Origin of the sequence: Amycolatopsis sp. NPDC004625, assembly GCF_040609695.1 — a bacterium.
Lineage (GTDB): Bacteria > Actinomycetota > Actinomycetes > Mycobacteriales > Pseudonocardiaceae > Amycolatopsis.
Genome location: NZ_JBEXKX010000008.1, coordinates 252940 through 262137, shown reverse-complemented (window position 1 = coordinate 262137; position 9198 = coordinate 252940). Strand labels below are relative to the sequence as shown.

Annotated in this window: 11 protein-coding genes; 7 read left to right on the top strand and 4 right to left on the bottom strand. The window is 72.8% G+C overall.

The features are described 5' to 3' along the window. Positions 1–107 precede the first annotated feature (107 nt). The gene (locus ABZW17_RS12350) at positions 108–950 is read right to left on the bottom strand and encodes a PaaX family transcriptional regulator C-terminal domain-containing protein (RefSeq protein ID WP_354812509.1); all 843 of its coding nucleotides are present in this window, start codon (positions 948–950) and stop codon (positions 108–110) included. Between the two features lie 52 nt (positions 951–1002). Between ABZW17_RS12350 and ABZW17_RS12345 the strand changes: the two genes are divergently transcribed. Genes ABZW17_RS12345 through ABZW17_RS12335 form a run of 3 tightly spaced genes read left to right on the top strand, consistent with a single transcriptional unit; the run spans position 1003 to position 2879 of the window. Next, positions 1003–1680, top strand: coding sequence for a GNAT family protein (locus ABZW17_RS12345; RefSeq protein ID WP_354812507.1), 678 nt, complete (start codon positions 1003–1005; stop codon positions 1678–1680). A 43-nt stretch (positions 1681–1723) separates the two neighbouring features. After that, positions 1724–2482 carry a hypothetical protein gene (locus ABZW17_RS12340; RefSeq protein WP_354812505.1) on the top strand — a complete coding sequence of 253 codons (759 nt, stop codon included), beginning with the start codon at positions 1724–1726 and terminating at the stop codon, positions 2480–2482. A gap of 37 nt (positions 2483–2519) precedes the next feature. Then, complete coding sequence (locus ABZW17_RS12335) at positions 2520–2879, top strand: PLDc N-terminal domain-containing protein (RefSeq protein WP_354812503.1); 360 nt, start codon at positions 2520–2522, stop codon at positions 2877–2879. On the opposite strand, the gene ABZW17_RS12330 is transcribed toward ABZW17_RS12335, so the two are convergent. Further along, positions 2876–3340, bottom strand: coding sequence for a MarR family winged helix-turn-helix transcriptional regulator (locus tag ABZW17_RS12330; RefSeq protein ID WP_354812501.1), 465 nt, complete (start codon positions 3338–3340; stop codon positions 2876–2878). The two genes, ABZW17_RS12335 and ABZW17_RS12330, sit on opposite strands and share 4 nt — an antisense overlap. Positions 3341–3439: 99 nt before the next feature. Here ABZW17_RS12330 and ABZW17_RS12325 point away from each other — a divergent pair, with 99 nt between their 5' ends. Beyond that, a complete protein-coding gene (locus ABZW17_RS12325) occupies positions 3440–3862 on the top strand; it encodes a nitroreductase family deazaflavin-dependent oxidoreductase (protein ID WP_354812499.1) in 423 nt (140 codons plus the stop codon). On the opposite strand, the gene ABZW17_RS12320 is transcribed toward ABZW17_RS12325, so the two are convergent. Then, on the bottom strand, positions 3859–5019 hold the full coding sequence (locus tag ABZW17_RS12320) for an acyltransferase (RefSeq protein WP_354812497.1): 1161 nt from the start codon (positions 5017–5019) through the stop codon (positions 3859–3861). The genes ABZW17_RS12325 and ABZW17_RS12320 overlap by 4 nt on opposite strands. A gap of 87 nt (positions 5020–5106) precedes the next feature. Next, the gene (locus ABZW17_RS12315; protein WP_354812495.1) at positions 5107–6399 is read right to left on the bottom strand and encodes an FAD-binding oxidoreductase; all 1293 of its coding nucleotides are present in this window, start codon (positions 6397–6399) and stop codon (positions 5107–5109) included. Positions 6400–6489: 90 nt separating this feature from the next. Here ABZW17_RS12315 and ABZW17_RS12310 point away from each other — a divergent pair, with 90 nt between their 5' ends. From ABZW17_RS12310 to ABZW17_RS12300, 3 genes are read left to right on the top strand one after another with little or no spacing between them, the layout of a single operon-like run. Beyond that, positions 6490–7374, top strand: coding sequence for a LysR family transcriptional regulator (locus ABZW17_RS12310; RefSeq protein WP_354812493.1), 885 nt, complete (start codon positions 6490–6492; stop codon positions 7372–7374). A gap of 31 nt (positions 7375–7405) precedes the next feature. Further along, complete coding sequence (locus tag ABZW17_RS12305; RefSeq protein WP_354812491.1) at positions 7406–8203, top strand: oxygenase MpaB family protein; 798 nt, start codon at positions 7406–7408, stop codon at positions 8201–8203. A 38-nt stretch (positions 8204–8241) separates the two neighbouring features. After that, complete coding sequence (locus ABZW17_RS12300) at positions 8242–9198, top strand: ATP-dependent DNA ligase (protein WP_354812490.1); 957 nt, start codon at positions 8242–8244, stop codon at positions 9196–9198.

Sequence of the window (9198 nt, the reverse complement as noted above, 5' to 3'; positions counted from 1 at the left end):
CGTTGGGGGGCGTGGGGGTGTTGGGGGGGGGGCGGGGGGTGGGGGGGTGGTGTGTGGTCGGGGGTGACCCCCCCTCCTACCCCCCCCCCCACAACCCGCGCCGGGGCTCAGCCGAGGTTGATGGCCTTCGCCACGTACGTTCGCGCCGGCGTTTCCAGCTGCGCGTGCAGCTGGAAGAACAGCTCCGCCGCGCGGATCCCCGACCAGTCGCGCGGCAGGAATTCCGCCGGCAGCCCGGGATCGAGGTACGGCATCCGCCGCCAGCCGGTCAGCACCCGGATGTAGTCGGCGAACGCCTGTTCCTCGGTCACCGGCTTGCGGCGCAGGGCCGGGCCGTGCTCGTCGAGGAACGTCGTGTACAGCTCGTCCAGGCGGTCGAGGTCCCACCACTCGCGGACCTTCGCCGCGACGTCGCCGAACGCCAGGTGCTCGGCGCGGAACAGGTCCGCGTACCCGGCCAGGCCGAGGCGGGTCAGGGCCTCCTCGGTCGCGCCGTGGAGGTGGGCCGGCGCGATCCAGACGCCGGAGGCCGCCGTGCCGAAGCCCATCCGGGCCAGCTGGGCGCGCAGCAGGTGGCGCTTGTGACGCTCGGTCTCCGGCACCGAGAACACCGCGAGCAGCCAGCCGTCGGCCGGGGTCGCGCGGCCGCGGCGGAAGATCCGCTCGTCGCCTTCGCGCAGGATCTCCCGGGCCTCGTCGGACAGCTCGTAGCCCGCCGTCGCGTCGCGGCGCACCGCTTCGAGGATCCCGCGCCGCTTCAGCCGGGAGATGGACGAGCGCACGGCGGGCTCGTCGACACCCACGGCGGCGAGCAGGTCGATCAGCGAAGCGACGGAGAGCCAGCCGCCTTCCGTGCGCGAATAGAGGCCGTACACCGTCACGATCAGCTGACGCGGCTGGGCTGCCCGGCCGGAGCCGTCCAGTTCGGTTGCGTCGGGTACGGCCGTCATCGGGCCACGATAGCAACTCCGGCCCGGAACGCTCCGCTACGATTTCGCCGCGATGCTGCCAGCCACCAAGGGGATCTTCGACCGGCTCACCCGCCGCGGCCGCCTGATGACCAAGCGGGCCTGCGACCGGCAGGGCCATGTGGTGCGCGCCGGGCGCTTCCTCTTCCGCACCCCGACCGCGTGGGAGTACGCCGCCGCCGTCGCCTGCGGCAGCGATCCGGCCGCGCAGCGCTGGCTCGGCTGGCAGCGCGATTCGATCGTCGCCGAGCCGGCCCGGGCGGACGCGCTGCGCGTCGTGCCCGGCACCGGCCCGGACTGGGCGGCGCCGGACCCGCAGTCGGTCGACCTGGTGATGATCGACGTCGAGGCCAACCGCTGCGTCGGCCTGGTCAGCGTGCACACCGGCGACGACGGCGGCCCGGAGACCGGCGGCTACCTCGCCCCGGACTACCGCGGCCGCGGCCACGGCCGGGTGCTCTTCGCGGCCGGCCTGACCCTGGCGCACGACCACCTGGGCCTGCCGCGGGTGCGGGCGGGCGCCGAGGTGGGCAACGTGGCGAGCGCGCGGTCGCTGCAGGCCGCCGGGCTCGCCCGGGTCGCCGGCCCGCCGACGTACCGGCTGCCGGACGGCCGGGTCACCGAGGCGTGGTGGTTCCAGCACGACGTCCCGCGCGTGACGCGCTGCGGCGGCCCGCAGGCGACGTGGTTCCCGGTGTCTTCGGTGCTGTAAAACTTCGGCCGCGACCGACGTTTCCCGTGGCTAACTTCGCCGTATGACACCGCTTTCCGCTCCGGTCCCGCCCGTTCCCTCCGAAGTTCCGCTCGGGACCGTCGCCTGGCTGCGCGCGTCCGTCGCCCGCTTCAGCAACGGACCCGACCACGTCCGGCGCCGCGCGCTGGCGGTGGACGCGCTGGCGCCGGTCGACGTGGATGCGTTGCAGCGCAATGCTTTCGAGCGCACGAGCCGGATCGCGGCCGGTCTCGACGTCGTCGACGTGATGGCGGACATCGCGCGCCCGGTGCCGGTCGGGGTGCTCGCCGAAGCGCTGGGCCTGCCGGACGTCTCGGCCGACGTGGTGCCGGTGGCGGCCGCCTACCACCCGCACGTGACACCCGATGCGGCCGCCGAAGCGGCGTTGACCCGGCTGATCGCGGCCTGCGGCGGGCCGTCCGAACGCACGGCGGCGCGGATCGGCCTGCTCGTGCAGGCCTGCGACGCCACGGCCGGCCTGATCGGCAACGAGCTTTTCGCGTCCCTGACCGGAAAACCCGCCGGGCAGCCGGTGCTCGCCACCCGCCGCCGGATCGGCGGCGAGGACGTTTCGGTGCCGCTCGCCGGGACGCCGTTCGGCGCCGGCCCGCGCGCCTGCCCGGGCTCGCGGCACGCCGTGGCCCTCGCGACCGGCGTTCTCGAGGCGTTGCGTGGTTTCCGCCTGACAGAACGGGAAACGCCGTGGGTGGGGGCGCCGAACCTCCGGCTGCCCGCGCACCTGTGGGTGACCCGCGGCCGGGCGGTCAGCGGGTTCTGCTAAGACTTACCGCGTTCATCTTCTGGGGGAAGGTCGCGAATTGCTGTACTTGGATGGTCTGCTCGGCTTCGTCACGTTCGGGTTGTGGATCTTCTGCCTGGTCGACGTGATCACGACGGACGAGTCCTCCTGCCGCAACCTGCCGAAGGGGCTGTGGTTGCTGCTGGTGCTGGTGGTGCCGCTGGTCGGCTCGATCGTCTGGCTGGTGGCCGGCCGTCCGGAGCAGGTGGCGCGGGCACGCGGGCGGTACGAGCGCGCCACGCCGGCGTTCCCGGAGTACGACCGCCCGGGCCGGTTCGCGGCCACGAGCCCGGACGACGACGAGGAGTTCCTGCGCCGGTGCCGGGAACGCGCGGAGGCGCAGCGCAAGCTGGCCCGCGAAAAGCGCGGCGAGGACTAGCAGCCGGGGCCTTCGCAGGTGCCGCGTTCGTAGGCTTCCAGCGTCGTGATCACCAGCCGGCGCTCGGCGGGGGTCAACGGCGTCAGGGCGTCACGCCACGCCTGGGCGCCGCGGGCGAGCCAGGAGTCGACGGCCGGGCGCCTGTCCGGGGGGATGCTCACGATGGTCCGGCGCCGGTCGGCCGGGTCCTCCTCGCGGTTCAGCACGCCCTGGCGGCTGAGGTCGCCGACCATCAGGCTCGCCGTCGTCGGTGCCACCTGGAGGCGGGTCGCCAGCTCGGTGACCGTCATCGGGCCGTCGAAGAGCAGGTACGACAGCAGGGAGAGGTGCCGCGGCGCCAGCGCGCAGCCGTTCAGCTCCGCCGGCACCGGTGTCCGCTTCGCGCGGCCTACCAGCCGGGGCATGAGCAGCAGCAGCTGCCGAACGCCGTCCTCGACACTCGGTCCGGCCTCCGTTGACACCGATTGCCTCCCCTCGGTAACTTTGTTTGCAAAGCAAACGCTTTGGCTCGAGCGTACCTTGCGTCCGGTCGAGCGTACCGGCCAGAAACAGGGGATCCCATGACGACGCCATCCGAGATGAACGACTTCAACAAGCAGATCGTCGAGGAGTTCCGGGCCAACGAGGGCAAGGTCGGCGGCATGTTCGAGGGCAAGAACGTGCTCTTGCTCACGACAATCGGAGCGAAGAGCGGCGCCGAGCGCCTGTCGCCCCTGGTCTACACCCGCGACGGCGACCGCTACGTGATCGCGGCCTCGATGGGCGGCGCGCCGAAGAACCCGGCCTGGTACCACAACCTGGTGGCGAACCCGAAGGTGACGGTCGAGGTCGGCACGGAGAAGTTCGAGGCCACGGCGACGGCGATCGCCGACCGCGCGGAGCGGGACCGCCTGTACGCGGGGATGGTCGCGCACGCGGAGGGCTTCGCGGACTACGAGAAGAAGACGGACCGGGTCATCCCGATCGTCGTTCTGGAGCGCTAGGAGCCGACGGGAGCCGGCTCGGTGGGCGATGGCGCCGGTCGAGCCGGCTCCAGGCGCCGCTCGCGGCGCTCCTCCTTGCGGGCGATCACGCGCTTGCCCACGTCGATCAGCGGCTTCTCCACCCAGCGGTGGATCAGGTCCGCGATCGCCAGGCCGACCAGGAACACCACCAGCGCCGAGACCGTCCGGCTCTGGGCGAGCCCGGGCACCGCCTGCACGACGACGAAGTGCACCGGCCCCTGCAGCAGGTACAGCGAGTACGACCGCTCGCCGACGAACCGCATCGGGGCCGTGCCGAGGAGCGCGCGCAGCGGGCCCGGGCTCACCAGCACGATCAGCAGCAGCATCGTCAGCCCCGCGTACGCCACCAGCCACCACAGGTTCTGCCCCGACGCCGTCCACACCGTGTCCAGGTTGACGTGCAGCAGCCCGAACGCCGCGACGATCGGGATCGCCGCCAGCGGGTGGGTCAGCGGCCGCAGCAGCGCGTAACCGCGGCGGTAGTGCAGCGTGATCGCCAGCAGGCAGCCGCCCGCGAGGATGAAGTAGTGGATGGTCGAGTGGTAGATCGCGACCTTCGAACCCTCGAGCGCCCAGCCGCTGGTCAGCGGCACCAGCGCGAGCAGCACGGCCATTGCCGCGGCCACCAGCACGAACTTGCGCTTCGCCGCGCCGATCCCGATCGCGACCAGCAGGAACGGCCAGACGAGGTAGAACTTCTCCTCGATCCCGAGCGTCCACGAGCCGCTGAAAAAGTTGTCCGCGGCGTGGTCGGCCGTCGACGGGAAGAACTCGTTCATGAACGTCAGGTAGTACTTCAGCGCGCGCGGGAAACCGCGTTCGAGGAACTCGGCGCGCAGCAGGACGAACGCGATGATCCCGCCGAGGATCACCAGGTACGGCGGCAGGATCCGGAACACGCGCCGCAGGTAGAAGTTCGACAGCGAAATCCGGCCGGTCCGGTCCTGTTCACGCAGCAGCAGCGTCGTGATCAGGAAACCGGACAGCACGAAGAACAGGTAGACGCCGACCCAGCCCGACAGCCACGTCCAGTTCGGCCCGCCGAAGTGGAAGAAGATGACCATCGTCGCGGCGAGTGCGCGCAGGCCGTCGAGCCCCGGAAACCGCCGCATGCCGAGGTAGTCCTCGTGGCTCATCGTGCGCAAGGCGGTCCCCCATCGGTGTGATCGACCGGCCGAGTATATGGCCCCGTTTTCGCGGCCATTTCCCCGGCCGGATCCCCTTTACCGGGCCCGGAAGACGTTCCGCGGGTCGAACCGGCGGCGGAGTTCGCCGAGCCGTCGCAGGTCCGCGGCCGGGTAAACGCTCTCCGTGACCTCCTCCGGCGCGTGCTCGCCGTAGACGAACGGCAGCAGGCGGCCGGTCGTCCACGGCGCCAGCGCGTCGAACAGCTTCGCGTGCGTCCGCCGGACGGCCGCGACGCCGTCGTCCCCGACCATCGACAGGGCCCGGACGACGAACTCGGCCGAGCGGTCCCAGCCCACGCCGGGGGTCTCCGGCGTCCGGGCGAGCGCGCCGCCCAGCCGGTCGACGATCAGCACCGGCGGGGTCGCCGCGCCCGGGCCGGCGTGTTCGAGGACCGCGTCGAGCATGGCGTCGTTCAGCTGGGACACGGTCGCGTTGGTGCCGTGGTAGCCGTGCGGCTGCCGCGGCTCGGCGGCGATCGAGCCGGACTCGGTGAACGGCAGCACCCGCAGCGTGTCCGCCAGGGCAGGAGCGACCGCCCGCAGCGGCGCCACCAGGTCGTCGCCGCCGTCACCGAGGTAGGCGATCCGGACCTGGGCGACGTGCCGGCCGCGCAGGGCCTCCGGCAGCACCGGCAGGTCGGGGTAGCGGATCAGGGCGATCGACGTCGTCAGCGTGTCCGGCGCGGCCGCCGACCACGTCCGCCACGCCCGCAGCACCGACGGCACGTCCGCGCTGTCGAAGGTGAGGCTGCCGCCGTAGAGCTCGGCCACCGGGACCAGGCCGAACTCGATCGCCGTCACGACGCCGAAGCCGTCACGGCCGCCGCGCAGCGCCCAGAACAGGTCCGAGCCGGGGCCGACCCGCCGCAGCTCGCCGTCGGCGGTGACGACGTCGAGGGCGGTGACGTGGTCGGCGGCCCGGCCGTACCGGCGGGCCAGCAGCCCGAACCCGCCGCTGAGCGTGTAGCCGACGACGCCGACGTCCGGCGACGAGCCGCTGAGCGGCGCGAGGCCGTGCTTCCCGGCGGCTTCGACGACGGCCTCCCACCGGACACCGGCCTCGACGCGGGCGGTGCGGGACTCGGCGTCGATCTCGACACCGGTCATCCGGCGGGTGCTGATCAGGACGCCGTCGGTGCCGGCGGTCAGGCCGTGCCCGGTCGCCTGGACCGCGACGGCCAGCCCGTGCTCGGCGGCATAGCGGACGGCGGCCACGACGTCCTCGGCGCTTTCGGCGGCGACGACCACCGCGGGCGAGCTCGGGACCGCCGTCTGGAAGCCGGCGACCTCGTCGGCGTAACCGTCTTGACCTGGGCGGAGGGTGTGCATCTCGGCTCCTTTCGTTCGCTGCTTCCAGCTTCGGGCGAACTCGATCAGAAGTCCAAGATCTGATTTGTCTAATAGCTAGAATCAGTGATTATGGAACTGCACCAGCTCGCCTACTTCGTCGCCGTGGCCGAGGAGGGCAACTTCACGCGCGCGGCGGAACGGCTGCACGTCGCCCAGCCCGGGGTGAGTGCGCAGGTGAAACGCCTGGAGCGGGAGCTGGGGCAGGAGCTGCTGGACCGCTCCGGCCGCACGGTCCGGCTCACCGACGTCGGCGCCGCCGCCCTGCCGCACGCCCGGGCGGCGCTCGCCGCGGTCCAGGGTGTGCGCGAAGCCGTCGAGGAGCTCGCCGGGCTGGTCCGCGGCCAGGTCGCGATCGGGGCGGTGACGTCGGTGGGCCCGATCGGGCTGCCCGACATCCTGGCCGGCTTCCACGAGCGGTACCCGGCCGTCGAAATCACGCTCTCGGAGGCCGACTCCGAAACCATGCTGGCGGCGCTGCGCGAGGGACGGCTCGACCTCGCCGTCGTCGGCATCTCGACGGCCCCGCCGCCCGGCATCGCGACGCAGGTGCTGCTGGAGGAGCCCTTCGTGGCCGTCACCGCGCCGTCCGGCCCGCTGTCCGGCCGGGCCGAGGTCGGGATCCCCGACCTCGACGGCCTGCCGCTGATGGCGCTGCCGAAGGGGACGGGCCTGCGGACCGCGCTGGACGCGGCCTTCGCGCAGGCGGGGCGGAAGCCGCGGATCGCGTTCGAGGCGGCCGACCCGAACGTCCTGGTCCAGCTGGCCACGCGGGGTCTCGGGGTGGCGATCGTGCCGGAGTCGCTGGCCCGGTACCACCAGGCGGAGCTGCGGGTCATCGGCATCCGCGGGCCGGGGCTGCGGGGCGCGCTCGCGCTGGCGTGGCGGACGGAGGGGCCGCTGAGCCCGGCGGCACGGGCGTTGATCGCGTTCGCCCGGGCGGCCCAGCGCTCTTGACACGTCGTCAACAGGGGCGTTCCCTGGGTGGGTGACGGACACCGCCCTCCGCGACGCCGTCGTCGGCGCCGGGCTGCTGGTCGGCAGCGCGAACGTGATCATGCAGCTCTCGCGCGCGCCGGTCGGGTACGGCGTGCTGGAGAGCCGCGTCGACAGCGGCAACCTCTTCCGCCACCCGGTGAAGCGGACCCGCACCACGCTGACCTACCTCGCCGTCGCCACGATGGGCACCGACGCCGAGCGCGCGGCCTACCGCCAGGGCGTCGACCGGGCGCACGCGCAGGTGCACTCGACGGCGTCGAGCCCGGTCGCCTACAACGCCTTCGACACCGACCTCCAGCTGTGGGTCGCGGCTTGCCTGTACAAAGGCTTCGAGGACGTCTACCGCGCCTTCGTCGGCGGTGAACCGGAGCGGTTCTACGCCGAAGCCGCGCCGCTGGGCACGACGCTGCAGGTGCGGCCGGAGATGTGGCCCGCGGACCGTGTGGCCTTCGAGGAGTACTGGACCGGCGGGGTGGCCGCGGCCGGCATCGACGACACCGTCCGCCGCTACCTCACCCGGATCGTCGACCTGGAGTTCCTGCCCCGGGTCCTGGCCGTGCCGGGGCGGCGGTTCCACCGGTTCGTGACCACCGGGTTCCTCCCGCCGCGCTTCCGCGACGAAATGCGGCTGCCCTGGACCCCCGCCGACCAGCGCCGCTTCGACGCGCTGCTCGCCGCGCTCGGCCGGGTGGTGCGCGTGCTGCCGGGCCCGGTGCGGCGGTTCCCGTTCAACGTCCTGCTCGCCGATCTGCGGTGGCGGCTGCGCACCGGACGTCCGCCAGTTTGAGAGTTGACCGCTCCCCGCGGGGACGCGAGGGTGGGCCGATGAGCGGCGACGAAATGCGGCACGGCGTCAAGCTGAGCAGTCTCGACCAGGAGGTCTTCCCGGACGCGGGCGTCACCAAGCGCGAACTGCTCGACTACCTCGAGGCCGTGTCCGCCCGGATGCTGCCGGAGCTGCACGACCGGCTGCTGACCGTGCTGCGGGTGCTGCGCGGGCAGGGGCCGTTCATGCAGAAGAACCTGCCGAAGTACACGCCGGACTGGGTCGAGCGGGCCTCGATGTGGGCCGAGACGTCCAAACGGGACGTCTCCTACGCGCTGTGCAACGACCTGCGCACGCTGCTGTGGTTCGGCAACCAGCGCGCGATCGAGTACCACACGTCGTTGTTCCGCCGGGAGGTCGCGAACGGGCCGACGCACCTGGTCCTCGACCTCGACCCGCCCGCGGACGCCCCGTTCTCGCTGGCGGTGGGCGCCGCGAAGCTGGTGCGGGAGGCGTTGCGCAACGACGGCCTCGACGGCGCGGTCAAGACCAGCGGTTCCAAGGGCGTCCACGTCTTCGTGCCGCTCGCGCCGGGACAGGCCATCGAGGACATCGCGGCGGCGACCCGCGCGGTCGCGGTCCGGGCCGAACGCATCGACCCGGCCCTGGGCACGACGGAGTTCGTGGTCGAGCGCCGCGAAGGCAAGGTGTTCCTGGACTCGACCCGCGCCGGCGGTGCGACGGTGGTTTCGGTCTACAGCCCACGCCACCGCCCGGGCGCGCCGGTGTCGTTCCCGGTCCGCTGGGCCGACGTCGACGGCGTCAAGCCGGGCGACTTCACCGTCCACACGGTCCCGGACCTGCTGGACGGCGGTGACCCGTGGACGGAGGAGATGCCGGAGCCGTTCGTGCTGCCGGCGGACCTGGTCGAGGAGGGCCACACGATCCCGATCGCCCGGGTGGCCGCGATGCACGAGGGCAAACGCCGGGCCCGCGCGGCCCGCGAGTCCGGCTGA